The sequence below is a fragment of the Bacillus sp. DB-2 genome (genome assembly GCF_003315125.1).
Taxonomy (GTDB): Bacteria; Bacillota; Bacilli; order Bacillales; family Bacillaceae_G; genus Bacillus_A; species Bacillus_A mycoides.
Window position 1 is genome coordinate 100,930 of record NZ_QNRN01000011.1, and the last position, 26,282, is coordinate 127,211.

Annotated in this window: 19 protein-coding genes, 2 pseudogenes and 3 other annotated features; of the genes and pseudogenes, 2 read left to right on the forward strand and 19 right to left on the reverse strand. The window is 35.6% G+C overall.

From position 1 onward, the window contains the following. Nucleotides 1–223: 223 nt before the first annotated feature. From DET63_RS30730 to DET63_RS19345, 13 genes are all read right to left on the reverse strand, one after another. Nucleotides 224–397, reverse strand: a complete 174-nt coding sequence (locus DET63_RS30730) for an ATPase (RefSeq protein ID WP_235661807.1) — start codon at nt 395–397, stop codon at nt 224–226. 83 nt (nt 398–480) lie between these two features. Next, complete coding sequence (locus DET63_RS30735; RefSeq protein WP_235661806.1) at nt 481–639, reverse strand: SRPBCC family protein; 159 nt, start codon at nt 637–639, stop codon at nt 481–483. 160 nt (nt 640–799) lie between these two features. Next, nucleotides 800–2,425, reverse strand: coding sequence for an ABC-F family ATP-binding cassette domain-containing protein (locus tag DET63_RS19290; RefSeq protein ID WP_002013447.1), 1,626 nt, complete (start codon nt 2,423–2,425; stop codon nt 800–802). Nucleotides 2,426–2,736: 311 nt separating this feature from the next. Next, complete coding sequence (locus DET63_RS19295; RefSeq protein WP_113937538.1) at nt 2,737–5,853, reverse strand: MMPL family transporter; 3,117 nt, start codon at nt 5,851–5,853, stop codon at nt 2,737–2,739. Between the two features lie 252 nt (nt 5,854–6,105). Next, nucleotides 6,106–6,672, reverse strand: a complete 567-nt coding sequence (locus DET63_RS19305) for a TetR/AcrR family transcriptional regulator (protein WP_002013443.1) — start codon at nt 6,670–6,672, stop codon at nt 6,106–6,108. Nucleotides 6,673–6,858: 186 nt separating this feature from the next. Next, nucleotides 6,859–8,022: a GNAT family N-acetyltransferase gene (locus tag DET63_RS19310; protein ID WP_113937540.1), complete on the reverse strand. Its 1,164-nt coding sequence runs from the start codon at nt 8,020–8,022 to the stop codon at nt 6,859–6,861. Nucleotides 8,023–8,312: 290 nt separating this feature from the next. Beyond that, a complete protein-coding gene (locus DET63_RS19315; RefSeq protein WP_113937541.1) occupies nt 8,313–8,819 on the reverse strand; it encodes a SpoIIAA family protein in 507 nt (168 codons plus the stop codon). A 17-nt stretch (nt 8,820–8,836) separates the two neighbouring features. Continuing rightward, nucleotides 8,837–10,126, reverse strand: a complete 1,290-nt coding sequence (aroA, locus tag DET63_RS19320) for a 3-phosphoshikimate 1-carboxyvinyltransferase (protein WP_113937542.1) — start codon at nt 10,124–10,126, stop codon at nt 8,837–8,839. A gap of 16 nt (nt 10,127–10,142) precedes the next feature. Continuing rightward, a complete protein-coding gene (tyrA, locus tag DET63_RS19325; RefSeq protein ID WP_113937543.1) occupies nt 10,143–11,243 on the reverse strand; it encodes a prephenate dehydrogenase in 1,101 nt (366 codons plus the stop codon). Continuing rightward, nucleotides 11,236–12,336, reverse strand: a complete 1,101-nt coding sequence (hisC, locus tag DET63_RS19330) for a histidinol-phosphate transaminase (RefSeq protein ID WP_002066031.1) — start codon at nt 12,334–12,336, stop codon at nt 11,236–11,238. The genes tyrA and hisC overlap by 8 nt, the downstream gene beginning before the upstream one ends. An 18-nt stretch (nt 12,337–12,354) precedes the next feature. Continuing rightward, a complete protein-coding gene (gene aroC / locus DET63_RS19335; RefSeq protein WP_002013434.1) occupies nt 12,355–13,527 on the reverse strand; it encodes a chorismate synthase in 1,173 nt (390 codons plus the stop codon). Between the two features lie 53 nt (nt 13,528–13,580). Beyond that, nucleotides 13,581–13,800: a binding site (T-box leader), on the reverse strand. 9 nt (nt 13,801–13,809) lie between these two features. Then, on the reverse strand, nt 13,810–14,886 hold the full coding sequence (locus DET63_RS19340) for a bifunctional 3-deoxy-7-phosphoheptulonate synthase/chorismate mutase (RefSeq protein ID WP_002013433.1): 1,077 nt from the start codon (nt 14,884–14,886) through the stop codon (nt 13,810–13,812). Between the two features lie 194 nt (nt 14,887–15,080). Further along, nucleotides 15,081–15,317 (reverse strand) — a binding site (T-box leader). Between the two features lie 54 nt (nt 15,318–15,371). Beyond that, nucleotides 15,372–15,608: a binding site (T-box leader), on the reverse strand. 108 nt (nt 15,609–15,716) lie between these two features. Further along, complete coding sequence (locus tag DET63_RS19345) at nt 15,717–19,229, reverse strand: DUF4020 domain-containing protein (protein ID WP_113937544.1); 3,513 nt, start codon at nt 19,227–19,229, stop codon at nt 15,717–15,719. A 150-nt stretch (nt 19,230–19,379) separates the two neighbouring features. On the opposite strand from DET63_RS19345, the gene DET63_RS19350 reads away from it, so the two are divergent. Continuing rightward, the gene (locus DET63_RS19350; protein WP_002084892.1) at nt 19,380–19,817 is read left to right on the forward strand and encodes a YndM family protein; all 438 of its coding nucleotides are present in this window, start codon (nt 19,380–19,382) and stop codon (nt 19,815–19,817) included. A gap of 204 nt (nt 19,818–20,021) precedes the next feature. Here the strand turns inward: DET63_RS19350 and DET63_RS19360 are convergent, their stop codons facing one another. The 4 genes and pseudogenes from DET63_RS19360 to DET63_RS19375 all read right to left on the reverse strand — a co-directional run bounded on the left by DET63_RS19360 (nt 20,022) and on the right by DET63_RS19375 (nt 23,513). After that, nucleotides 20,022–20,546, reverse strand: a complete 525-nt coding sequence (locus DET63_RS19360) for a cysteine hydrolase family protein (RefSeq protein ID WP_113937545.1) — start codon at nt 20,544–20,546, stop codon at nt 20,022–20,024. A gap of 154 nt (nt 20,547–20,700) precedes the next feature. Continuing rightward, complete coding sequence (locus tag DET63_RS19365) at nt 20,701–21,831, reverse strand: RNA-guided endonuclease InsQ/TnpB family protein (RefSeq protein ID WP_113937546.1); 1,131 nt, start codon at nt 21,829–21,831, stop codon at nt 20,701–20,703. Beyond that, a pseudogene (locus DET63_RS19370) lies at nt 21,791–22,429 on the reverse strand (IS607 family transposase). Before DET63_RS19370 ends, DET63_RS19365 begins: the two are co-directional and overlap by 41 nt. Before the next feature lie 544 nt (nt 22,430–22,973). Then, nucleotides 22,974–23,513 carry a GNAT family N-acetyltransferase gene (locus tag DET63_RS19375; RefSeq protein WP_113937547.1) on the reverse strand — a complete coding sequence of 180 codons (540 nt, stop codon included), beginning with the start codon at nt 23,511–23,513 and terminating at the stop codon, nt 22,974–22,976. 220 nt (nt 23,514–23,733) lie between these two features. Here DET63_RS19375 and DET63_RS19380 point away from each other — a divergent pair, with 220 nt between their 5' ends. Then, nucleotides 23,734–24,234 carry a kinase gene (locus DET63_RS19380; RefSeq protein WP_002142252.1) on the forward strand — a complete coding sequence of 167 codons (501 nt, stop codon included), beginning with the start codon at nt 23,734–23,736 and terminating at the stop codon, nt 24,232–24,234. A 29-nt stretch (nt 24,235–24,263) separates the two neighbouring features. Here the strand turns inward: DET63_RS19380 and DET63_RS19385 are convergent. Both DET63_RS19385 and entB read right to left on the reverse strand, forming a co-directional pair. Then, a pseudogene (locus DET63_RS19385) lies at nt 24,264–24,563 on the reverse strand (hypothetical protein); the annotation flags it as partial. 53 nt (nt 24,564–24,616) lie between these two features. Beyond that, a complete protein-coding gene (gene entB / locus DET63_RS19390) occupies nt 24,617–26,257 on the reverse strand; it encodes a cell wall-binding protein EntB (protein WP_258550638.1) in 1,641 nt (546 codons plus the stop codon). Nucleotides 26,258–26,282: the final 25 nt, after the last annotated feature.

Genomic DNA, 26,282 nt, shown 5'->3' on the forward strand with positions numbered 1-26,282 from the left:
TTAAACATTTTGACTTTGGTTTCTATTTTACAAAATACATTTGTAACATTTCCTGTTTTCTCCCAGGGGCTCATCCACTAATTATGACTCCACAAACTATAATCCTTTATTTCCTCATTTGCAAACTAATCTATCTCCAATTTTGGTACATTCATGTAAACTACCCAATTTCATAAAATAAAAAGTGTAGTTTGGGCAATTTGCTCAAACTACACTTTTTCGACTACCGTTTATCATCCTTTGTAGCTATTCCCTCTTCTTTTAAACAACTCTTTAAGTCCCACATTACATTCCAACCATGTTCAGAGTCATCATGACACCCCTTTAAAGCTTTTTCAACATCATATTTTGTCCAATCTTCTTCATGAGCAACGATTATATTTTGTGAAAATATCATTTTAAATCCTTGTTGTTTCTCTTTTATTTCAACTGTGTTTTTATCTAATAATTCACTAAACTGCGGCGTTTTTAATGTAAATACTAATTTTTTTTAGGACGATTCATTTCGATATATTCCCCAATTGCTCGATAATCTTTTCCGCCACGATGATCAATAATTTCCCAACTCCCTCCTACTTCAGGAGTATTTCCCGTTACTTTATCCGTCCCTTCCAATGTAAAAAACCATTTCTTGATCATTTCAGGGTTTATCCACGCTTCAAAAATTTCTTACCTTCGCTAATGTTATTTTTGAATAATTATTCATTTTAATCCTTCCCCCACTTTATATTAAAACGAATATTTGTTTACTTAAAAAACCCCCGCTCTCATAAAAGAGAGCGGGGGTTTTAATCATTCATTATTGACCTTTGTACATTGCATCAACTTGTTTTTGAAGTTCTTCATTTTCTAAGAACTCATCATACGTCGCTACCTTATCAACTACACCGTTTGGCGTTACTTCGATAATACGGTTTGCAATTGTTTGTACGAACTGATGGTCATGAGAAGTGAATAGTAATGTTCCTTTAAATGTGATTAAACCGTTGTTTAATGCTGTAATAGACTCAAGGTCTAAATGGTTCGTTGGATCATCTAATGTTAATACGTTTGCACCGCTTAACATCATTTTAGATAACATACAACGAACTTTTTCTCCTCCAGATAAAACAGAAACGTTTTTCTTTACTTCTTCACCAGAGAATAGCATACGGCCTAAGAAACCACGTAAGAAACTTTCTGATTCATCTTGTGGAGAGAACTGACGTAACCAATCAATTAAAGTGTAATCACTGTTCTCGAAGTACTCAGAGTTATCTCTTGGGAAATGAGCTTGAGATGTTGTTACACCCCATTTGAATGAACCGCTATCTGGCTCCATTTCACCCATAAGAATTTTAAATAATGTTGTCATTGCAATATCGTTACGGCCGATAAATGCAACTTTATCACCTTTATTTAAAGTGAAGTTCACATTATCTAATACTTTTTCTCCGTCGATTGTTTTAGAAATACCTTCAACCGTTAATAAGTCATTTCCTACTTCACGCTCTGGTGTGAAACCAACGAACGGATAACGACGTGATGACGGTCTAATATCATCTAATGTAATTTTATCTAATAATTTTTTACGAGAAGTTGCTTGCTTCGCTTTAGATGCGTTTGAGCTAAAGCGCGCAATAAAGTTTTGTAACTCTTTTACTTTCTCTTCTTTTTTCTTGTTAGAATCTTGCGTTAGTTTTAATGCTAATTGGCTTGACTCATACCAGAAGTCATAGTTACCAACGTATAATTGAATTTTACCGAAATCAAGATCAGCCATGTGCGTACATACTTTATTTAAGAAGTGACGGTCATGGGATACAACGATAACTGTATTATCAAAGTTCATTAAGAAGTTTTCTAACCATTGAATCGCTTTTAAGTCCAAATGGTTGGTAGGCTCATCTAGTAATAGAATGTCAGGTTGACCGAATAAAGCTTGAGCAAGTAATACTTTTACTTTCTCTGCCCCTGTTAATTCAGACATCTTTTTATCATGAATATCTTCGCCGATACCTAATCCTTTTAGAAGGATTGCAGCTTCTGACTCAGCTTCCCAACCGTTTAGCTCAGCGAACTCACCTTCAAGTTCTGCAGCACGCATGCCATCTTCATCACTAAAGTCTTCTTTCATGTAAATTGCATTTTTCTCTTGCATTACTTTATAAAGACGTGTGTGACCCATCATTACTGTTTCTAGTGCAGGGAACTCTTCATATTCGAAGTGATTCTGTTTTAATACTGCTAGACGCTCACCTGGCGTAATATGTATGTCACCTGTTGATTGGTCAATTTCTCCAGATAAAATCTTTAGAAATGTTGATTTACCAGCACCGTTTGCTCCAATTAAACCATAGCAATTACCTGGCGTGAATTTTATGTTAACATCTTCAAATAATTTGCGATCTGCGAAACGCAAACTAACGTTACTTACTGTAATCATTTGTGTCCTCCTACTAATACCGCTTATTTCAGCGTTTTCTCACCGATTGTCTTAAAAAATCGCATATTACGACTCAATTATTGTAGACTATAGCTATTATATAGTAGAAGCTGGATGAATAGCAACGGTTGATTAGCTTTCTACAATGAAATCGAATAGTTTTTATCCATTCCCCTAGTTATTTTTTGTATATCATCGACCTCTTTCTAATATCCCCATTCGCTTCTCATTCTGTAATACATTAGATCATTTTTTCATTTCATATTTTATATACAAAAAACCTGTAGAGAAACATTCCCTACAGGTTTTTCTTATTTCGTATTTATTATTTTCTCTTTATAACTCTTCAATTTACTCGCCAATCCTATTAAAGCTGGTAACAATATCGGCATTACAATTAAAGCTAATAGTATAAGGGCAATGCCAACAACTAATGCCACTTGTATTAGCGTCAATACTCCTGAAGGGATTAATGCAGCAAATGTTCCGCCTAAAATAAGTGCCGCTGATAATACGACTCCCCCTATGTGACGAGATGCATTTACAATTTTCGTTACTGAATCCCCTTCTAGCTCATTGTATCGCATCATTACGAAAATGCTATAATCCACACCTAGAGCGACAATCATTATAAAGCTAAAGAATGGAACATTCCAGCTTAATGACTCTACGTTTAATAAGTGTGAACTAATTTGTTCACTTATACCAAGTGAAGCAAAGTAAGCTAATATTAATGATCCAATAATAAAGATTGAATTTAAGAATGAGCGTGTAATCACGATTAATACAAGCGAAATCCCTAATAACATAATCGTAGCAGTACGTAAGAAATCTTGCCCGGTTACTTCTTTTAAATCAACGTTTCTAGCTGTTGTCCCGCCAATGGCTTTTTTCGCATCATTTAGTTCTGTTCCCTTTAACGTACCATCTATCGTTTTATTAATTTCTTGAATGATAGGCATCGCTTCTTTTGAATACGGGTTTACGTCTAAAATAATTGTCATTTTAGCAATTTTTCTATCATGTGACATGTACGTATTCAATGCTTTTTGGAAATCTTCTCCCGCTAAAACTTCTTTTGGAATATAAAATTTCTCAGAGTTTTTTGATTCATTAAGCTCGCCTAAATATTTCTGAGCATCCCCTAGGCCGTTACTTACCTTTCCAAGCCCTTCTGTACTTTTAGATAAGCCTGATTGTAATTGCCCCATCTTTTCTTGCAAATCTTTAAGCCCTGTTAAAAGTTGCCCTTGCCCATCGTTTATTTTCGTTAATCCAGATTGTAAGTCAGCCGATTTGTTCGCAATTTGTTTTGAACCTGTAGCCCCTTCGCTCAATCCTTTGTTCAGCTCAGCAGCCCCTTTTTGTAACTTGGTAACTCCATTGTTCATTTCTTTTAAACCGTTATCTACTTTCAGTAACGATTGATTCGCTTCTTTAAATGAATTCATCGCTGCTTTATGCTGCACCGCCAATTGATTTAATTCTTTTGAAAGTCCAGTTAATTGTTTTTGAGCTTCTTTAGCAATTCCTAATGTTTGCTGTATGTTCGGGTCATTTGCTAATTCTGGTTTCGTTTGAATGAAATTAGTCATTAACACTTCAATTTGTTCATATCCTTTTTTCGCACCATCAATTGCTTGAGAAATGCTTCCGAAATATTGATCGTAAGAACTTAAACCTTTTTCTAACTGTTCATAACCAGCCTGAAGCTGTGAAGTTGCATTTGACAGGGCATTGATATTTCCGTTTAATGATGCTAGCCCATCCTCTATTTGTTTCGCTCCTTGTGCTCCATTGTTTATTCCATTCGATAATTGATTTAAAGCTGTCCCTAATGCTGATACGCCATTTTTCGCTTCATTTGTTCCATCAATTAACTTTTGAACATTTGCAAGACTATTTGAGTCATTACTACCCATTTTATCTTTCGCATCAGTTAATCCTTCATTAATTTCTTTTATGCCACCATTTGCATCTCCTAAGCCTGTATTCAATTCTCCGGCTTGTTTATTTATATATAATTCTTTAATCTTATCTCCAGTTGGACGCGTCGGTGAATATACTTCTGAGACTCCTTTAACTTTCGAGATTTTATCAGTAAGTTCATCTAAAGTTTGTAAAGAAGTCGCCTCATCTAACTTTTTATCCGATTGAATAACTAACGTACTTGGTGAAGAAAAACCAGGCGGAAAATGCTCTTCTATTACGTTAATCCCCATTTTTGATTCATATTTATTATCCACTTCAAATAAATCATTGTAATTAAGCGTGTTAGAATATTTTAATACGAACGGAATCGATATCACGAATACGATAATTAAAGCGATAAATGGTCTTGCTACTGAATTTTTCGCAAAGAATCCCCATAAGCGACTATCCTCATGTCCTTTAAATGTTTTAACTGGATAAAACATTCCTTTTCCTAATAGCACCATGAAAAATGGATTTAAAGTAGTTAATACGAGTAGTAATACTGCAACACCAATTGCTACTGCTGAAGTAGATTGATATAATTTAAAACTCGCTAAAGCAAGAGATGCAAAGCCAATTAGTACTGCTATCCCGCTATATAAAACGGTTTTACCTGCCGATTTAAACGTTTCTTTCGTAGCCAAAAATGCATTTTCTTGTTTACTTAATTCTTCTTTAAATCTTGTATATAATAAAATGTTATAGTCTGTTCCCACTCCAAACAGGACGACTACTACAAACACTTGCGTAAAGTTTGAAAACGGAAAATTAAATTGATCTACAAGATGGGCAATAATCCCCATTGAAATTAAATACGAAACACCAACTGTAAGAAGAGAAATAATCGGAACAACTGGTGAACGGAATACAATGATTAATACTACAAGAATGAAAATGATCGAAATAACTTCTGTCTTTTTCACGCCCTCTTGAGAGGATGTAAGAAAATCACCCGCTATTAAATCACTTCCTGTTAAGTACGTTGTAACTCCTTTCGTTTGTACTTTTTTATGAAGATTATTTGCAATTTTTGATATTTTACCATGTTTTTTATCTACCGATATTTGCGTTAAAATAGTCGTATTATCTTTAGAAACTAATTGTTTCTCCAGTTCTTTATTATCTAAATGTGAAACGACTTCCTTAATTCCTAATTGCTCTTTTTCATTTTGCAGGGCGTTGATCGTTTTCGTTATTTCCTCTTTTTGCTCATTTGTTAAAGCCTTCTTACTTCCACTATTAAAGACAGCTATAATTTCATACTTTTCAGCCCCTTCTTTATCCATCTCCTTTATCATCTTGTCAGCAATACTGCTTTGTTCTGTATTAGGAATCGTGATTTGCCCTTTTTCCTTCACTAACTGATCCATATTAGGCATCGTTACGATCATTGCAATAGTAATAATTATCCATAATAGAAAAGATAAACTTCTCCAACTTTTTAGCTTGCTCATTTGAATCATCTCCTGTTATTAGAGTTTCATGGTGCATAGAGAATGAATATTCATTCCCTGTTTTTGAAAATATCATTTCGGAATGAACGTTCATTCCTATTATCCTATTAAATTATTTTTCAATTCTATCAAATCACTACCCACGGAATGAATATTCATTCCTTGAATTGTGCAGTTATACCAACTCCTGTAATCGTTTTTTATATTTATTTAGGAATGAATGTTCATTCCTGTCCTTATAAAGCTATAGAATCAAATGATTCTAATAGCATTCCAAGAGCTCTCTTCCAATTCTTTTACTAATTCTTTTGAGTATTCTAATTGCCCTGTCGCCATTACTTTTATTAATTTTTCAAGCGGTTGATATACAATAATAATTAAAGCAATTATAGGCAATGGACGAAGAAAACCTTTTTCGATTCCATCTTCAATAATATTCATAAAGAAGCCTATAAAATCGTCAAATATTTTCTTACTCTGTTCATCAAGAAAATAACTATCACAGTGAGAATTTGTAAAAAGAAAAGCATCCACATTGTTTCTCGCAAATTCAAATAAACGGTTATACGTATGACTAAACTGTTCTCGAATATTTGCTTCAACAGGAAAATCAGTCTTTATTGTTTCAGATAGCTGTAGCATGCTTTTTGAAAATAATGAGTTAACGAGTGCCTCTTTATTTTCAAAATAGCGATAAATAGTACCAGCGCCGACATTTGCTTTTTCAGCGATCATCGGAATTGTCGTACCATCGTAACCACGCTCTGCGAAAAGTTTTATAGCAGCATCAAAAATATCCTCTTGCTTATTTTTAGCCATTTTTCTCACCTCAATTTTCAGGAATGAAAATTCATTCCGTTTTTAATTATAAATTACATGGATTAAAAGTCAAGTGGTTAACATTCATAATGCTTCGTTAAAAGCAGCAATGTACTATAACTAATTATGTTTAGTTATAGTACATTGCTATTTAAACATTAGTATGCCGCACAAAGCTTTACAAAATTAAAAGAAATCATAAATAAACGGCTTACGCACCGGCACTACATTCTCAAATGCACGTATCTCCTCTTCGCTACCGCTTATTAAGTCTATTTCATTTAATTCTAGCGGTCGCTTGTAACCAAACATAATAGTAGATAACGCATTAATATCGATTTGAATTCCATTTTCTTTTGCTGTTTCTTCTTTAACGATTGTTATTTCATTATTTTTAAGTTGAACCGTTACGTTATTCCACGGAGCAAATGAATCTGTAATATGTAAAATTACTTCTTGCTCTTCGTTGTTCCAGTTCCATTCATATTGTTTGAAAAACTGTTCTACATCTACAATTCTTCCCATGAAATATGGAGTTACTTCTGCTTTTACTCGTGGTTCTTGTAATGTGTAAAGAAGTGGTTCTGTCTCACTTAGTATCATTTCTAGATCTTTAATCATAGAATCATGTTGGCAAATGAAATTCCAAAGGCCATTTCTCGCTTCATTATGTAATGGGACAAATTCTTTTACTGTCATTTTAGAATTCTCTATTTTGTATAAAATGTAACCAGCCGCCGTTTTATTTTCATCATAGTAAACTGCCAATGTTAAATCATGATACACCGCTTGTAGCCACCATTTACGTCCACGAACTAACATACCAGAAAATCGTTCTGCAAATGTTTCATATAGATTCTCTACTTCTTCTGGATGATTATCTTTACTAAAACGTTTCACTGTACCATTCACTTGTTTTTTAATTATTAAATCGCTCTTTGTCATCTGACATACGATTCGATTCGCACAAAGTTCCCAGCCGTATTTACGATAAAATGAAACGGCAAATGGATGTAACATCGATACACTATATCCATCTCTTTTCATAGTTTGCAGTGAATGCTGAAGTAACTCTTTTACATATCCACTTCTTCTATATTCCGGATACGTCGCTACCCCCGCAACGCCGCCCATTTTAAACTTTTCTTTTCCTATGTAAATATGAAAAGGAATTAAGTGCAACTTTGCAGCTAACTCTTCTCCTTCCATAATACCGTATATTTGATGGCTTTCCTTCATTCTTGCAATTTTCTGCTCTATCCATTCTTCATTTTCTTTATATTGAAAAGCATATTCTGATAAACGTAATGCTTCTCTAAACTTATCTTCTTTTAATTGTATAACGTTCATATATTTCTCCTCCATTCCTCGTTTGAATTATATCATAATTCAAACTATTATAGTTCGGTAAGTGAAATTACGAGGATGTTTCAACAAAAGGTATCGATTTAGAAACAATCTAACATAAAAGCTCTTTTCAACTGCTTTCTATTGGCGGCATAAGAATATTAAACACCTTGCGTTCTCTTGGGTTTGCGAAGCTAGGAGGTACCATTGAAAGTGATGAAACTTATGACAACGGCAACATTACGGGCATAAAAAAAACCAGTTGATTGTGAGAAACTGGTTCAATAAAGGTTTTATATTGGATATTCATTCAACCAAATTAATGCTTGTTCATAATCGTCGAAAAATTTTACGGATTCTTTCGTATTGGATTGTTGTAAATAATTCATTATCTCCCCTTCTTCAAGGAGAAACGCAATTGCCTTACTGTGATTCAAAATGGTTTCATTGAAGAACTTATCTTTCCATGCTTTTTGAACAGAAAAATGATCTGGCGTGTATCCCTTTCTATCCACCAACAATTTGTATTTCCGCCCCTCGGAAATGAATTGCTGACAAACCTGCTCGAAGCCATTAAACCATTCATAAACATCAGCTGTATTAATCTTGCCAATTAGATGGGTAACAATTAAATCCCCTGAAACTGTTGTGCTGATATTCTGTTTACTCAACTTGGAATCCTCTCCCTTAGTTACAATTATGCGTAAAAATCTCATAAAATCAATAAGGATAAAATTCTTACGCAATAAAGCAACATTATTTACGAAAAAAGCCAACATAAAAAAGCAGATACATTGCATATCTGCTTCTCATCACTTTATTTAGCTAACATTTGCAGTTCTTCAAAAAATGTAGGATACGATACACCTACTGCTTCTGCATCTTCAATCGTTGTTTCTCCTTCAGCTATACAGCCGGCAATCGCAAGCATCATTCCAATGCGGTGATCACCGTGACTATGTACTGTATTTCCTTTTAGCTTACATTTACCGTAAATAATCATTCCGTCGTCGGTCGCTTCAATACGAGCTCCTAGTTTCGTTAGTTCAGCAACGACTGTATCGATACGATTCGTTTCTTTCACTTTTAGCTCGTGTGCATCTTTAATGACTGTAATTCCATCTGCTTGTGTTGCCGCTAAAGCGATAATTGGGATTTCATCAATCAGTCGTGGAATGATATTTCCACCGATTTCGATTCCTTTCAGCGGCGATGTTTCAATTGTAATATTTGCAGCAGGCTCTGATGCTCCTTCGTTAATCTGCTCTACAGTAAACGTAGCGCCCATTTTCTCAAGAACATCAATAATACCTGTACGAGTCGGATTCATTCCCACATTTTGTAATAGTAGTTTACTATTTGGAATAATTGCACCTGCTACTAAGAAAAATGCCGCTGATGATACATCACCTGGCACTTGAACATCTGTTGCGGTTAACTTCTGTCCTCCTGCTAGTTTCACTGTTTTCCCCACGCGAGTTACTGTAACGCCAAACGCCTCAAGCATTCTTTCTGTATGATCGCGGGAAATATGAGGTTCTGTAACAGTTGTTACACCTTCTGCGCGAAGGCCTGCAAGTAAAATAGCTGATTTCACTTGCGCACTTGCTACCGGTGAAGTATATTCAATCGCCTTTAAATTCCCGCCTCGTATTGTGAGCGGCGTAAACGTTCCTTCTTTTCGGCCATCAATTTTTGCACCCATTTGCTTTAGTGGATTTGTTACACGTTGCATCGGTCTCTTCGCAATTGAAGCATCACCTTGCACGCAAGAAAAGAATGGTGTGTTTGCAAGTATTCCTGACATTAATCGAATCGTTGTACCAGAATTACCAACATCTAATACAGCTTTTGGCTCTTGTAAACCTTCTAATCCTGTTCCAATTACCGTAACTTCGTCTCTATTTTGTGTAATCTCTACTCCCATTTCTTTAAAACAAGAAATAGTACTTAAACAATCCGCACCAGGAAGAAATCCTTTAATTGTTGTTTTACCTTCCGCGATTGCGCCAAACATGACAGCGCGATGGGAAATTGATTTATCTCCAGGGATTGTAATTGTGCCATTCAATCCGTTATTTACAGTTTGTACTCTTTTTTCTTTCACGTTGTCACCCTCCTCATTAAATTGTTTCATACGTTTGGTATTCTTCTTTTCCGAGCGCAATTTTTGCCTGCGTTCGATCCTCTTCTCTTTGGAAACTAATTCGTAAAACTCCGAGCAATCCTTCTCGCGCTTCTAATATTTGCAAGTTCGTAATACTAATTTCTTCTTCTGCTAGAATGCTTGTGATATGGGCTAATGCCCCTACTTTATCTAAAACGTCGACGTATAAGTCGTGATAGGCAGGAATCGCCCCTCTTTTTCGAATTGGTAAAGAGTCACGATATTCTTTCGCATCTGCAAAATAACTTTGTATTTCTCCTGCATCTCCTTTAGAAACCGTCTTATATAGCTCTTCCATTTCTGAAATCCATTCTTCTAATAGTTCCAATAAATGCCCGCGATTTTGCTTTACGATATCACTCCACATTTTCGGACTACTTGATGCAATACGTGTTATATCTTTAAATCCGCCTGCCGCTAGTTGATGAATAAGCGGATTATCACCAGCATGTTTCTCAACTTGTTTTACTAATCCTGCTGCAATTAGGTGCGGAAAATGACTAACTATTCCTGTTATATAATCATGTTCTTTTGTATTTAATACAAGAAAATGAGAGCCTGTTCCTTTTAACCATTCTTTTAGCTCGTCTACTTGATCCGCCTGTACGTGATTCATTGGCGTTAAAATGTAAAATGCGTTTTCAAAAAGGTGTGCTTTTGCACTTTCAACTCCAGTTTTATGAGAACCTGCCATTGGATGTCCACCAATAAAAGAAACTTCCTTTGAAAATAAAGCTTCCGCTTCGTTCATAATCGTTCCTTTTGTACTACCAACATCGGTCACTATAACATCTTCTCGTAAATGAAATGATGCAAGTTTGTGTAACAACTTTTTCGTTTCTTCAACTGGAGAGGCAAATACAATTAAATTTGCCTCCTCACATGCACGCTGCAAATCTACTGCTACTTCATCAACTACATGTAATTCTTTTGCGCGCTCTACTTGCTCTTTAAATATGTCATAACCGATAATCGTTACATCGTGCTCTTTTTTAATCGCTAATGCAAGTGAGCCTCCTATTAATCCAGTACCGATTAATACTACCTTTTTACACATTTGCCTCATCTCGAGACTTACCTTTTTTATTTTCAAAGTGTTGTTTTAACACTGAAATCACTCCTTCATTTTGTTCCCTAGTTCCGATTGTAATACGGACACCATTTGGGAACGGACGAATAATAAACCCTGCATGCGCACAAGCTTCATAAATTTCCCCAGCATCATCTACCGGCAAGAAGATAAAGTTCGTTTGCGAAGGATAAAATGGAATTTCATTTTCCGTACAAAAACTCTCGTATTGTTGTAATCCTTCTGTATTAACACGAACTATTTCTTCAATAAACGCTTCATCGTTAAAAGCAATCGTCGCTGCTTTTTGCGCTAATGAAGATACGTTAAATGGCAAACGTACGACATTTAATTTCTCGATTAACTCTTCCTGTCCAATCGCATAACCAACGCGGAAAGAAGCTAATCCGTACGCTTTAGAAAACGTTCTAAGTACAAGAATGTTGTTATGTTTTTCTAGAAGCGGCAATGTCTCAGGGAAATCTTTTGCTGTTACGTATTCATAGTACGCTTCATCAATGACAATTAACGTATTTTCACTAATGCTTTCAATGAATTGAGTCAATTTTCGCTCATTCACATATGTGCCTGTCGGGTTGTTCGGATTACAAATCCATACGATTTTTGTATGTTCATCAACTGCTGAAGAAATTTCATCTAGATCATATACACCGTTCTTTAAAGCAATTTCTTTCACTTCACAGCCTTCAATAATTGCATGATGACGGTACTGAGGGAATGTCGCGCCGGCAGTTACGATATTATCTCCTTTACAGAGCACTGCACGACTTATAATCTGAATGACTTCATCAAGTCCACTACCACAAAGCACTTGTTCCATTTGCACTTGTAATTTCTCTGCAATTGTTTGACGGAGTACTTCAGCACCTCCGTCAGGATATAAAGCATGTTCCTGCCACGATTTTTGTAATTCTCCTAAAACACGAGGTGAACAGCCAAATGGATTTTCATTTGATGCTAACTTAACAAATGAATGATTCCCGTATACTTCTTTCATTTGCTCTGGTGATTTACCTGGTTTATACGGTTGTAATGATGATAGTTGATCTTTTACTCGCATGTTAAATCCACCTTTTCATTAAAATTCTTTTGCGTATTTGTTATGTTGCGAAATATTTTGTTTTAGTAATTCCATGCGATCTTTTCCGAATTGCTCGACTAGTGCACCGGCAAGTTCCCATGCAACGACAGCTTCAGCTACAACACCTGCTGCTGGTACTGCACAGCTATCAGATCTCTCAATACTCGCTTGGAACGCTTCTTTCGTATCAATATCTACGCTTGCTAACGGTTTATATAATGTAGGAATTGGCTTCATTACGCCTCTTACGACAATTGGCATACCTGTTGTCATACCGCCTTCTAAACCGCCGGCATTATTCGTATTTCTCGTGTATCCTTTTTCTTCATCCCATAAAATTTCATCGTGCACTTTACTTCCCGGCTGTCTTGCCGCTTCAAAACCAATTCCGATCTCAGCACCTTTAAACGCATTCACGCTCATAATAGCACCGGCAAGTTTTGCATCTAATTTGCGGTCGTAATGAACGTAGCTACCAACTCCAATTGGCATTCCTTCTGCAATGACTTCGACAATACCGCCTATAGAATCTCCGCTACTTTTCGCATCATCAATCGCATTCATCATCTCTTGTTCTACTTCTTTATCTAAACATCGAACTGGTGAATTTTCAGTTATCGTTTGAATTTCTTCAATTGGTAAGTTTGAAATACGCTTCGCTTGTACCCCACCAATTTCAAGAACATGCCCTGCAATTTCCACGCCTAATTCTTTCAAAATTTGTTTCGCAACTGCACCAGCAGCTACACGAACTGTCGTTTCTCTTGCAGATGAGCGCTCTAATACGTTTCTTATATCACGATGGCCGTATTTAATTGCCCCGTTTAAATCCGCATGTCCTGGACGTGGTTTCGTTATAGTACGTTTCATTTCTTTACTTTCTTGCTCCGAAATTGGTTCAGCACCCATTACTTTCGTCCAATGTTTGAAATCATCATTTTTTACGATTAACGTAATCGGTGATCCAAGTGTCATTCCGTGACGTACACCACTTGCAATTTCAACTGTATCTGTTTCAATTTGCATGCGTCTTCCGCGTCCATGCCCTTTTTGTCTTCTTAATAATTCTTTATTAATATGTTCCGCTGTTAATGTTAAACCTGCTGGTACACCTTCTAAAATAACTGTTAACTGCGGCCCATGTGATTCTCCAGCTGTAATATATCTCATTTCTCTTGCCCCTTTACTATTTTTTTGTACAAAAAAGTCCCTACTGAGCGCTCAGTAGGGACGATGTTTATCGCGGTACCACCCTAGTTGTAGACTTCTTTCGTCTACCTCTCTTCTTCTTTAACGATCGTTTGACCGTCTTTCTCTCCAAAAGTTGGCGGGAAAGATGCTCCAAGGCTGTAATTCATGCTTACCTTTGTACTGATTCACACCGGCCATCAGCTCTCTTTAACAGTGAGATAAGCACTACTGTTTCCTCTTCAGTGCATTTATGATATGGAATTAAGATAATTTATTTTTGAAACCTTTTAACTCATCCATGAATCTATGGAATTCTGGAATATCCATTTGTTGCGCAGAATCTGATAACGCAACTGCTGGGTCTGGATGAACTTCAGCCATTACTGCATCTGCTCCAATAGCAAGTGCTGCTTTCGCTGTTGGTAATAGTAAATCTCTACGTCCAGTTGAATGTGTTACGTCAACGATAACTGGTAAATGTGTTTCTTTCTTTAAAATCGGTACTGCTGAAATATCTAATGTGTTACGTGTCGCTCTCTCGTATGTGCGAATACCGCGCTCACAAAGAATAATTTGGTCATTACCTTGTGCAATAATGTATTCCGCTGCATTAATGAACTCATCAATTGTTGCTGCTAATCCACGTTTTAGTAATACTGGCTTATTAACCTTACCTACAGCTCGTAGTAAATCGAAGTTTTGCATGTTACGTGCACCAACTTGAATTACATCAACGTATTCTAGCGCCATTTCCACATCGTTCGGATTTAAAATTTCACTAATAATCGCTAAGTCGAACTCATCTGCTACTTGGCGTAAAATTTGTAAACCTTCTACTCCTAAACCTTGGAAATCGTATGGAGATGTTCTCGGTTTGAAAGCACCACCGCGCATTAATTTTAAGCCTTGGTCTTTCATAGCTTGCCCTACTTGGCGAACTTGCTCTAAACTTTCTACCGCACAAGGTCCCATGATGAACGTTTGTGTTCCGTTTCCAATCAATTCACCTTTAACATTAACAATTGTATTTTCTTTTTTCTTTTTACGTGAAACTAGTAATGCTTTACGGTTATCATCTTCTTGCAATTCTAAGCTAGCTTTGAAAATCGTTTTGAAAATATGTTGAATCGTTGACGTTTCGAATGGTCCTTCGTTATGCTCTGCAAGCATATCAAGCACTTCACGCTCACGTACTGGATCAAAGCGTTTCGTACCTTGTACTTGTTTTTGCTCTCCAATTTTTTGAACGATTTCACCGCGTTTGTTTAATAGGTGTAATAGTTGTAAGTTAATTTCATCTACCTGTTTACGTAATTGATCTAATTCGTGATTTGCCATTTGGAAATCCTCCTCTAATGTTTTAAAAGTATAGTAAGAGAATAAAAAATTCTCTATTTTCTGAACTGGTTAATTATACAAATTTAAAGTGGAATCGATACCTCTTCTTATTTTAAACTAATAATTACCATAAAGACACTAACTACTAGTTAATAAGCCACTTTTTTGTACAAAAAAGCCCTACTGATTCAATCAGTAGGGACGATATTTATCGCGGTACCACCCTAGTTGTAGACTTATTTCGTCTACCTCTCTTCATTGTTAACGATCATCTGACCGTCTTTCCCTTCATAAAGACAATAACTATCTTTACTACGAAAAAGATGCTCCAGGAATGTAATTCGCTCTTGTTTTTGTACTGGTTCACACCAACCACCAGCTCTCTGTTACAGGGAAACAACAACTACTGCTTTTCCTTTCAATGCATGACTATTTTATTTTCAAGTCGGACCACTAAAATACAAAAAGTCCCTACTGAATAAATCAGTAGGGACGATATTTATCGCGGTACCACCCTAGTTGTAGACTAACTTTCCGTCTACCTCTCTTCACTGTTAACGATCATTTGACCGCTTTCCCTTCATAAAGACAATACTATCTTTACTACGAAAAAGATGCTCCAAGACTGTAATTCATGATTATCCCTGTACTGGTTCACACCAACCACCAGCTCTCTGTTACAGTAAGACTAACCACTACTGTGATCTCTTCATTGCACTTTGTTTATTCAAATGTTTTTGAAATTGAATAAGTATGATTCGTATTATAGAACGCTTTTCAAAACACTGTCAATAGCTTTTTATATATTTTTTTAAAATTCCACTTCTGCCCTATGATTCCTCTTGTAAATTCTCCGTTACGATTCCGATGCGAATTATTTCATTTTCTATTAAATTTAATACATGTCTTTCTACTTCATACCTGGTTAATAGTTCTTTTATTTGTATGATCTCACTTTCAAGTAAATCAGCTTCTTGACACGTCTGAAGTAAAGTGAAAAACACATTTGCATACAATTCTTTATACGCTTTCATACGCTCTTTCTTTTCAAGTATCTCTATAAACAACTGTTTCATTTCTTCTTGATTAGATTGTCCTTCCACACCTTGAACTTTACTAGAAATAATATTTAATCCTTTTTCTAAAACCTCATCCATGCATAAAACAATACGTAAAAGCATCATATATTCTCTCGTTGTTATTACGCCCATTTTCGGACGTTCTCTTAAAAACACACTAAGCCACGCTGTCCAAAATTTTTGTTGTTCCTTACCACTTAACGTTTTTACGTAGTAGCATAAATACTGAATAAATTTAATTTTATTCTCTTCGTTTTCTTGCATCAAAAGTGGATATAACCAATCTGTTTTTTGCTCCCAATATAATACGCATTTAATAAATACAAAGCTAAGCCATTTTAAAAATGCTTCTCTCGTATATGGATGTAGTGCATCTAAATGTTCTACCGCATACTTAATATATCGCCTTATTTCTGTAAACAAAGGTACATTAATTTGCGTATAACATAATCCTGCCCACGCATATTTCGTAAGCTCACTTTCTTTCTTTAAATCTAAGTAAGGTAGTACATTTTTCCGACACCATTGCTTCTCAATATGGTATAAAAACGTAATATCTGCTGTTAAACGCACAAACATGAAGTTCGTTCTTTCCGAAGTAACCCTTACCTGCTCCTCAAATAAAAATAAATATTCATACACGTTGCGATCGTATAAATGATCATATGCTAGCAGTTTTAGTAATACAGCAGTCATCTTCCCAACAGGATGCTGAATAGATTCATTGTAAAACTCTTGTTTTCCAATCTTAAAATCCGATTCCCCTCTCATAACTTGTGGAAGTACAGAAAAAGCAAAGCGTTTTACAATCCTTATACTATTTTCATCTAACTCTTCTAATCGATTACTAATTTCATATAGAAAACTACTAATTAACCAATGAAAAGCAGTATTTCTAATAAATTTCTGCAATAACGGAATGATTTTTTGAATTTGTTCATTCGCCAAATTCCGGTTATTTCGCCACTCTCTAATACATACAAACCATACTTCATTACTAATTTCGTGCACGCCTACTAGTTGATAAGCAAACGAAATACTCCACTCTACATTCAATTTACACGCTTTTGATAACATCTCTAAAAAATGGCGTTGTTCAAAAACACCGTCTCTTGAAAATTGCCGAACTTGCTCCATTATTTCATCGTCTTTCAGCTGCAGTAATCCATCAGCTGTTACATTGCATGTAATACGTTGTTCATTTGCCTCTTTCTTTGGAACACTGTATAGATCTGAAGAAAAATGGGGGTGTTTCTGTTTCATTAGCTCGTATCCTTCCGCCGTACACTTACTATTCGAATCACACGTGAATAGTAAGTCTAATACAAGACAAGCATCAAACGCCCTCTCTTCTGCAAGATACTCTAATACATGTTGAATTACTTCTTCTTTCGTTTCCTCTAAAGCATCTGCGTAATAATTCTTTAAAAGTTGAAACACTTCATGTTTACATGTGAAATCTAACAGAACATCTACATGTAACAACCACTTCAGTTTATCATCCGCTGTAACGAATACATTATTAATCATTGCTTCAATTGCAATTCGCTTTTGAAGTACACTATCAGTTTCTATCATTTCTGTAATATAATGATTTGCTTTTTTCTCATTGTTTTCACATAAATATGTAAGACACTCTTTTACAATTTGAATTAAAAATGTAAAATCATTTTGCTGTAACTCCTGCTCTGAAATTTCTCTATCTCTTCTTTTCAGTGCATTTTGTCTTAATGACAATAGTTGTATCTTTTCTAACCCCGTAACCATAATCGGATTTGCGTAGTAAGCGATATGTGGTCTCATTTTCTCTTTCCAAATTCGCTCCACATGAGAAAAAATAGGCATCGGTATACGACTCGATTCCTCGAGTTCAATCGACTCTTGCGTATCATTTCCCCATCTTCTTACACGCTTCAATTTAAGTTTCCCATCTAAAATAAACGTTAATAGCAACAAGCCAATTTCTTTATGCTCAGGGAAAGAACATTTTTGCAATAAATATGTGATCATTTCAATAGAGCTACTATCTTTCTCTGCTGTTTCTAATAAAAGCAATGTCCATCTTGCAAACAACAAAGGGTCCATCGTTTCTTTCGTTTCGTTTAAGTAAGTACAAATTGTTCGCCACCATAACGGGGATATTTTAGAATGATTTTTAAAAATCAATTGAAATAGTTCTTTTTGATGACTAAATAGAAATTGCTCCACCAACCATTCCGCAAGCAATTCATCTACTTCATCATAATTTGCTGTAAGCAGAAATAAATTTCTTAGTTTCCCTTCTGCTTCAAGCCATTCCACCCATTCATAATCACGAGCAAATTCAACGAAGTACCGAACGGTTTCAATTTTTTTTATTGACTGTTTTATATAGGATAATTGCTCCTGCTCTACTGATGGAGGAACGGTTACAATATCACGAATACGCATTCTTTTCGTAATATAATTATCCCCCATTAATTCCGCCCACCGCTTCACCGCTTTCACAAGCGCCTGATGATTATTTGCTTTATTCGGATACACAATCGGTCTTATCCCTAAATGCTCCCAATGATATGTATTATCACCTTGTGCGACGAAAGCATAACGCCTTGTACTCGGTGGTAAGCCTGTTGCTAAATATTTCATTACAGGATCATTATGACTATACCCAACGAATAAAACAGTGTAATTTGAGAATAAATCAACTAAAAATCGTCTCGCCCATCCTTCTGTTAAGTAAGCCCTTCCAAAATCACCATCCGTTAAAATTAAAGCTTCTTTCTCTTGTTCTACATTCCCATGTATGTAAGCCAACCCTTTAAACGCTCTCCCTGTCGGTAAAGCAGGTGCATAATAAATATTCAGCTCTCTATTCATTTCTGTAATTACAGACGTAAAATGTTGATCAAAGTTTGTCGTTACAATTCGAACATCCGTATCTAACGGAAACAGCCTTGGAATCGCATAGTGTAATGGATTTGGTTTTGATTTTTCTATATTAACGAGGTCTCTTGCAACTTGATGCACATCTTTCGTTTTCGCAATTTTACCGAGATAATAATCGTGGGGTTCTGTCATCTCACGCCTTTCGACATATAAAGCTTTCGAAATTTCATCAACTAAATCATCGAAATTCGGTAAGTTTGATTTTCCCTTCATAGAAACTCCTGCTCCAACGAATAATACTAACTTACCTTGTTCAAGGTGATCGATTAACTCATCTGGAATTTCTACTTCTGAAGTTATCCACATCCCGGATTCCCCCTTACCTAAAAATGTCATACGCTCTCATTTCACTATAACATTTTTTAATTGTTTTTTTAATATTTAGATAAAATTTCAGCATGATAAAGTTTTATCTAAATTAAACCGTTCCAATGTATGAACTCCTGAATTTATTGTAAAACTATGTATAAATGGGAGGTGTAAATATTGAGTGATATTACTGTAATACTTATCAAATTTATATCATGCATCATCGCTTTTAGTATCGGACTAGCTCTATTTTTCCCAGCAACGCTCGTCCAAATCATTTCTTTTAGTCTCTTCGTCACAATCGTTTCTTATATGTTTGTTGATAAAATTATTTTAAATCGAATTGGCAATTCCGCTGCCATTATGACGGATTTCTTACTTACGTATTTAAGTGTTTGGATTTTCGGTAATATTTTATTAGACAACTACATGCAAATTGCATGGGGCAGTATCCTTTCTGCCATCGTCTTTACATTATCTGAAGTAATCGTCCATCGCTTTTCTACTTCCCACACAAGGCACAGCAATGATAACATTCGAATTAATCGCCGGTTTGCATATGGCACGGAGTTTGCTGAAGAACAGAATGTGTTGGATAAAGATAAGAAGAAATAAAGCCATAATTACTGGTGCAAAAAAGTAGCTGTCTCATCAGTCGAATTTTTGACGATGTGGCGCTCCTTTTTGTTTTTTGTACTATCAATACGGTGAATGAAATTATATCAACGATTCGATAAGAAATATCGATTTATCGACAACGTTTGATAGCCTATCTTCAAATAAAAAAGCTGCCCCATTAAGAGACAGCAACTTCTGTAATTACGCTTTTACTTTTAAATCTTTTAACATAATAACATCTGCAAATAATCCAAATACAACATTATGATGTTTTACAATATCTTCAGCGCGTAATACATCTGTGTCAAATGTACTATGTGCATCACTTACTAATGTTACTTTATATCCTTCACTAAACGCTCTGCGCGTTGTCGTATCAACACAATACTCTGTTTGCATTCCTGAAATAATAACATGCTCAATGCCTTTTTCTTGTAACACTTCGTTTAAGTTCGTCTTATGGAATGAGTCTGGAGTCGTCTTTTCAACGACAAGCTCCCCTTCTCGCGGAGCAATCGCCGCATGCACTTTCCAGCCATCTGTACCTTTTTCTAACGGATGATCTTTTGGTCCGTTATGTTGTACATAAATAACCGGAATACCATTTGAACGACATTCCCCAATGAGCTCTTGCAACGTTTCTAAAAATTTTTCCCCATTATGTACTGGGATTCCTGCTGTATACATACCCGCTTGCACATCAATAACTATTAATGCTTTTTTCATTTCACACAGCTCCGATACGATAAACTTAACTAAATCTATACAATTCAATCAAATTTACACAAGTTAGTGCTTCATCGTGTTCTCGCAACCCCGAAGGGACGAGGGGTATAACACTCCACACGAGGCAGTATCGTTACCTCCTATTATCAAGCATTTATTTTACCCATCTTGATAAATTTATCGAAGCATTTAAATCCCTTTCGTGATGGCTATTGCACCCAACACAACACCACTCACGTATTTTTAAACTCCACTGTCCTTCTGGTTGAACTGAATGGTCGTATTTAACGCCACAACATGAGCAAATCTTGCTTGAGGCGAACCATTTATCAGCTTTTACATACGCAATGCCATACTTATCGCACTTGTATGATAAACATTGAAAGAAGAAGTTTAATTTTTGAAATGAAAATGCTTTCGATAGTTTTTTGTTTTTTAACAGGTTTGAGATAGGTAAGTCTTCCACAACAATCCTCATTGGTTTGGTTTTCACCAATTTAGCTGTCGCTTGATGGATATGGTTATTTCGGATATTCTTAATTTTCCTAGACAACCGCAGGTGTTCAGTTTTTGCTTTTTCATATCCCGCGGATTGAATTTTCACACCTTTTGTAAATCTCCTAGACATATCTCTTTGCGCTGACTTTTTCCTTTTCAAAAGTTTTTTAACCTTGGCATCTTTGTTTATATTTCGTTCTTTCGTACCATTAGAAGCTACAAACAACTCTTTTAAACCAACATCCACACCAATCGACTCATCGGTTAATTCTTGTGCTTCAAAGGATTCTCCGAACCCTACACTAATCCACCAGTGACGACCATCAAAGGTAACTCTTGGATTTGATGGTTTTTTGTTTCTTGGTAGTTGCTGGCTTGTTTTCACTTCTCCAATGGACTGAATATCAACTACTTTCTTTCCTATAATCAGTCTTTCATAATTGGCATAAAATCCTTGGATTAAATCTTTTTTGGATTTATAAGAAGTGTGATAACCATTTTTGTACTTTTCGAACGAATGTTTCCTCGCCTTGTCAAAATCTTTTGAAGCCTGTTTGGGAACTTGTGCATTGATATCTTTTAACCACTTATATCTCTTTCGCTGCTTGATCTTTGTAAATCGTTTCTGTAAAGCTAACTGTGAAACAGATTTTCCAAATAGCTTATAGTATCTATCACTCATTCTTTTACAATAGTTATAAGCGAATCTTGCAGCACCAGCATGGTTTCTAAGCACTTTTTCTTGTTCAGGCGTTGGAATCAGTCTGACTTTCTTCGCCAATATCATCAGAAGTCAACTCCTTGATTATCTGTTTGGTCTTTTTAGAGCGCTTGCCTTGAAGTTTACAACTAAATACTGTAATGATTTGAACAAGGTCTTCTACGACCTCCTGTTCTTCTGTTTTAGCAGTATTGTCAATTACTTCAATCGCTGTTCCATGTAGTTGACAGATCTTTTCAACCAACTCATAACCGAACCTCACAAGTCTATCTTTGTGCATGACAACAATTTTTTCAACCTCATTGTTCTCAATGCGTTCAATTAACTTGTTAAAGCCTTTTTCTTATAGTTGATTCCAGAACCAATATCTTCGATAATTTCAAATTGATAACCTCGCGCGATAAGATAATTGCTTCATTCTATCGACTTGTCTTTCTAGGTCGTTTTTTTGACTCGAAGAACTGACTCTACAATAGCCAATTACTGTGCGATTATTTGGGCGCTCCCCTTTTAGATAATGAAAGATTTGTTCTTCTGAATAGTAGCGTGTTCCACCAGCAGTCACCTTTTCAGGTACTAATTCACCGCTTTTGTGCATTCTCCTAAGACTACTAGGATGCAAACCTGTTAATTCCGATACTTGACTAACTCGTAAAAATTTCATTATTATTCTCACCTCATTGGATTTACATTAGCACATACGTTCGGTATATTCAACGAGATTTGATAGATTTAATTAAATTTATCTCGTTCAACTAAGGGCGCAAGTCCTTAGCCAGTTCTCTTATGAACTTCTCATGTTTTCACATGAGCGCAGACTATATGTTTATCTCTTTAGAGATAGAGGATTTTTCCATCACCATAGGCTTGTGATGTACTCTCGTCAGTTATACGAGATAGTCGTTGAACGTTCATCTTATCAATTTTAACTTAGATGATTCGATGCGGAAGACCCATTGTTCTAGTGTTTAGGATTTAACCTTGCACGATCTGATTGATTTTTTCTGCTTTCGCAACATTCACGCTCACCATTTCTAGCCACGTTGTAGTTCAATCAGCTTTAGGGATTGCCCGCAGTTAACCCTCACTACTAGCCAATCACTTGACTAGCAGGGCTTACTGCTATATTTAATTAACTTTAGTTATAATTGATTAAATAAATCGTAACAGTTAATTACCCTTTATTTTTATAAGCCCCTGCATATTTATTATAATTGTTTATATTCTACCATCCAACAATCTTCTAATTTCCCTTCATGCAGTTCATGTTTCTCTAGTACTTTCACCTTTTTAAACCCGCATTTTTCATAACAGCTTATCGCACGTTCATTATTTACTTTAGGATCCATCGCTATCGCTTCTGCTCCTAAGTTCTCCATTATGTATGTAATTGCTGCTTGAACAAGTTTTGTTCCAATTCCTTTTCCCCAAAAAATCGGTCCACCGATGAATTGGTCCATGCCCCATACATTTTGTGATTCTTCATATCCATATAACGCTTTCCATTCAGAATCAACTGGATACATTTGAATGTAACCGATTGGCATTTCATCAAATTCTACTAAGCATCTTTTTTCATTACTGTTTGGATTATGTATAAAATGGGCAAGCACCTTTTCTACAGATTGCGGATTATCTCGTCCTTCGTAATACTGTAGGACTTCTGGGTTTGTTAGCCATTTTGAAATGATAGATGCATCGTTTTTTATTACGTATCTAACTAATAATTGTCCCTTTTGGAATAACATAGGTCACCTCCTTATTAGTTACTCTTATAATAACTTTTCTATATGCGGATAGTAAATTTGTCAAACAGCTTTACTTGCATAATCCCACAATAAGAAATTATCCTGTTCAACCTATACTGAGTATCATAAACTATTATTTAACTAACTAAAAGAATGTTTCCCATAATGAAGTTCTTTTGTAACAGGACCTAAAAAACTAAAACAATTTGGAGATGATACTTTGAAATCAACATTAATTATTCTTCGAGGAAACTCCGCAAGCGGCAAGACAACTATCGCAAAAGAACTGCAAGAGCATTTCGGGCAAGGAACACTTCTAGTCTCACAAGACGTTGTGCGCAGAGATATGCTAAAAGTTCACGATACAATGGGTAACTTATCTCATGATTTACTATTTGAAATTACGAAGTACGGAAAAGGAAAATGTGAATTTGTTATTTTAGAAGGTATTCTAAACAGCGGTAGATATGGAGATATGTTAAAAGAATTAATACATTATTTTGACGACGCACATACATATTACTTCGATTTATCACTAGAGGAAACCATTAGACGACATAATACAAGAGAAAAACGACATGAGTTTGGTGAAGATTTATTAAGTAAATGGTATAACCCTCACGATACAATTGAAGTTGATAAAGAAACTATTTTTACAGATGATTTCATACAAAAAGACATCTTTCATGCAATTCTTAATGATGTGACACATCAAAAATAAGACTGACTTTTTATGTCAGTCTTATTCTTTTATGTTCCTTGAATTTCAGTTTTCATAACGGAACAATCTTTACATACATAATAATATATATTCATTTCCCCAAACTGGAAATCAACTACTGAAATAAGTTCCCGTTCTTCAAGATCTTGTGTAATTGTAGCAACATATTTCATCTCTTTCGAACAAGTTGGACATCCTAAATCTTCTGGAACATCACCATATAAAGGCGCTCCTAACAATCTACATATATATTCCGAACCGAATAAGTCAAAAGCTTCCCAGTAACTATCTTCATCAGTAGGTATATCTTCATTTTTCATATTCGTTAAAAATAAAAGCCAGTCTCAATAAAGAGAACTGACTTCTATTTGGATAACCATTATTATAAAACTTTTACTTTAACAGTTTGCCTTCCCCAGTTCATAGCTTTACTTTTTGAACCCATTAAAACATCAATACGATTTCCTTTAATAGCACTACCAGTATCACCAGCAATAGCTTCTCCATAACCTTCTACCCATACTTTAGATCCTAATGGGATTACCTTCGGATCTACTGCGATAATTCTCATATTAGGATTTGCCGTTAAATCATGACCCATCGCAGTTAAAACGCGTCCACCATATGTACCATTTTCACTTGGATCAGCAGTATATGCTGTCGCTACTACCGTTAATTCACGTTTAGCAGACTGTGTGTTATTTTTAGATACTTCTTGTGTCTTTGTTGCTTCTTTTGCTTTCGCTTCTTCTTTTGCTTTCGCTTCTTCTTTTGCTTTCGCTTCTTCTTTCGCTTTTTCTATTTCTCGTGCTTTCGCTTCTTCCTTAGCCTTTGCTATTTCCTGCGCTTTTGCTTTTGCTTCTTCTTTTGCTTTTTCTATTTCTCGTGCTTTCGCTTCTTCCTTAGCCTTTGCTATTTCCTGCGCTTTTGCTTTTGCTTCTTCTTTTGCTTTTTCTATTTCTCGTGCTTTCGCTTCTTCCTTAGCCTTTGCTATTTCTTGTGCTTTTTCTTCTTCCTTAGCCTTTGCTATTTCTTGTGCTTTTTCTTCTTCCTTAGCCTTTGCTATTTCTTGTGCTTTTTCTTCTTCCTTAGCCTTTGCTATTTCTTGCGCTTTTTCTTCTTCCTTAGCCTTTGCTATTTCTTGCGCTTTCGCTTCTTCTTTTACTTTTTCTATTTCGTTTACTTTTGCTTCTTCCTTGGTCTTTGCTATTTCTTCTGCTTTCGTTTCTTCCTTAACTTTTACTCTCTCTGTTACTTTCGCTTCTTCTTTAGGCTTTGCTATTTCTTCTGCTTTCGTTTCTTCCTTAACTTTTACTCTCTCTGTTACTTTCGCTTCTTCTTTAGGCTTTACTATTTCTTCTGCTTTCGTTTCTTCCTTAACTTTTACTCTCTCTGTTACTTTCGCTTCTTCTTTAGGCTTTACTATTTCTTCTGCTTTCGTTTCTTTCTGCTCTTTTGTTGTTTCTTTCGCTTTTGCTATTTCTTGTACTTTTGCTTCTTTCTGCGTTTTTACTTCTTCCTTTGCTTTAACTGCTTTTTGTACTTTCGCTACTCGCTTCGTTTTCTCTTCAGCTTTCTTTTCAATTGGTGCTGTACTTGATAGGAAAGAAACATTTGCATAAGCTGTTTTTCCTTTATACTCAAATTGCAGCCATCCATCTTTTACTTGATGTGTTGATTCAATTACATCATCTTGTTTCAGTCTGCCAAGAATTTCTGATTCTGTGTTTGCTTCAGTACGTACATTTAACAAATTTGCTGTTACATGGTAAATATCTTTTGTAAACTCCGAACTTACAAATACTTCTTTACCATTTAACTCAATTTTTGACCACCCATCTTCGGTATTTATGACTTTTAACTCTTGCCCATTTTTTACTTTTTCGACAACTTTTGATTCTGTAGTCGGTTTTTCACGTACATTGAGTACATCTGCTGTTACGATCGTTTCTGCGGTAACAGTTGTAGTAAATGCCCCCAATCCAAAAAACGTTGCTGTTGCTGCGCCAATTACTTTTTTCATAATAGCCTCCATTACATTTTTTTGA

Excerpts from the sequence above, each read along its gene's own strand:
- DET63_RS30730 (WP_235661807.1), bottom strand. The coding sequence starts at position 397 with ATGATATTTTCACAAAATATAATCGTTGCTCATGAAGAAGATTGGACA.
- DET63_RS30735 (WP_235661806.1), bottom strand. The coding sequence starts at position 639 with ATGATCAAGAAATGGTTTTTTACATTGGAAGGGACGGATAAAGTAACG.
- DET63_RS19290 (WP_002013447.1), bottom strand. The coding sequence starts at position 2,425 with ATGATTACAGTAAGTAACGTTAGTTTGCGTTTCGCAGATCGCAAATTA.
- DET63_RS19295 (WP_113937538.1), bottom strand. The coding sequence starts at position 5,853 with ATGAGCAAGCTAAAAAGTTGGAGAAGTTTATCTTTTCTATTATGGATA.
- DET63_RS19305 (WP_002013443.1), bottom strand. The coding sequence starts at position 6,672 with ATGGCTAAAAATAAGCAAGAGGATATTTTTGATGCTGCTATAAAACTT.
- DET63_RS19310 (WP_113937540.1), bottom strand. The coding sequence starts at position 8,022 with ATGAACGTTATACAATTAAAAGAAGATAAGTTTAGAGAAGCATTACGT.
- DET63_RS19315 (WP_113937541.1), bottom strand. The coding sequence starts at position 8,819 with ATGCAATGTATCTGCTTTTTTATGTTGGCTTTTTTCGTAAATAATGTT.
- tyrA (WP_113937543.1), bottom strand. The coding sequence starts at position 11,243 with ATGTGTAAAAAGGTAGTATTAATCGGTACTGGATTAATAGGAGGCTCA.
- hisC (WP_002066031.1), bottom strand. The coding sequence starts at position 12,336 with ATGCGAGTAAAAGATCAACTATCATCATTACAACCGTATAAACCAGGT.
- aroC (WP_002013434.1), bottom strand. The coding sequence starts at position 13,527 with ATGAGATATATTACAGCTGGAGAATCACATGGGCCGCAGTTAACAGTT.
- DET63_RS19340 (WP_002013433.1), bottom strand. The coding sequence starts at position 14,886 with ATGGCAAATCACGAATTAGATCAATTACGTAAACAGGTAGATGAAATT.
- DET63_RS19345 (WP_113937544.1), bottom strand. The coding sequence starts at position 19,229 with ATGACATTTTTAGGTAAGGGGGAATCCGGGATGTGGATAACTTCAGAA.
- DET63_RS19360 (WP_113937545.1), bottom strand. The coding sequence starts at position 20,546 with ATGAAAAAAGCATTAATAGTTATTGATGTGCAAGCGGGTATGTATACA.
- DET63_RS19365 (WP_113937546.1), bottom strand. The coding sequence starts at position 21,831 with ATGATATTGGCGAAGAAAGTCAGACTGATTCCAACGCCTGAACAAGAA.
- DET63_RS19375 (WP_113937547.1), bottom strand. The coding sequence starts at position 23,513 with ATGTTATTCCAAAAGGGACAATTATTAGTTAGATACGTAATAAAAAAC.
- entB (WP_258550638.1), bottom strand. The coding sequence starts at position 26,257 with ATGAAAAAAGTAATTGGCGCAGCAACAGCAACGTTTTTTGGATTGGGG.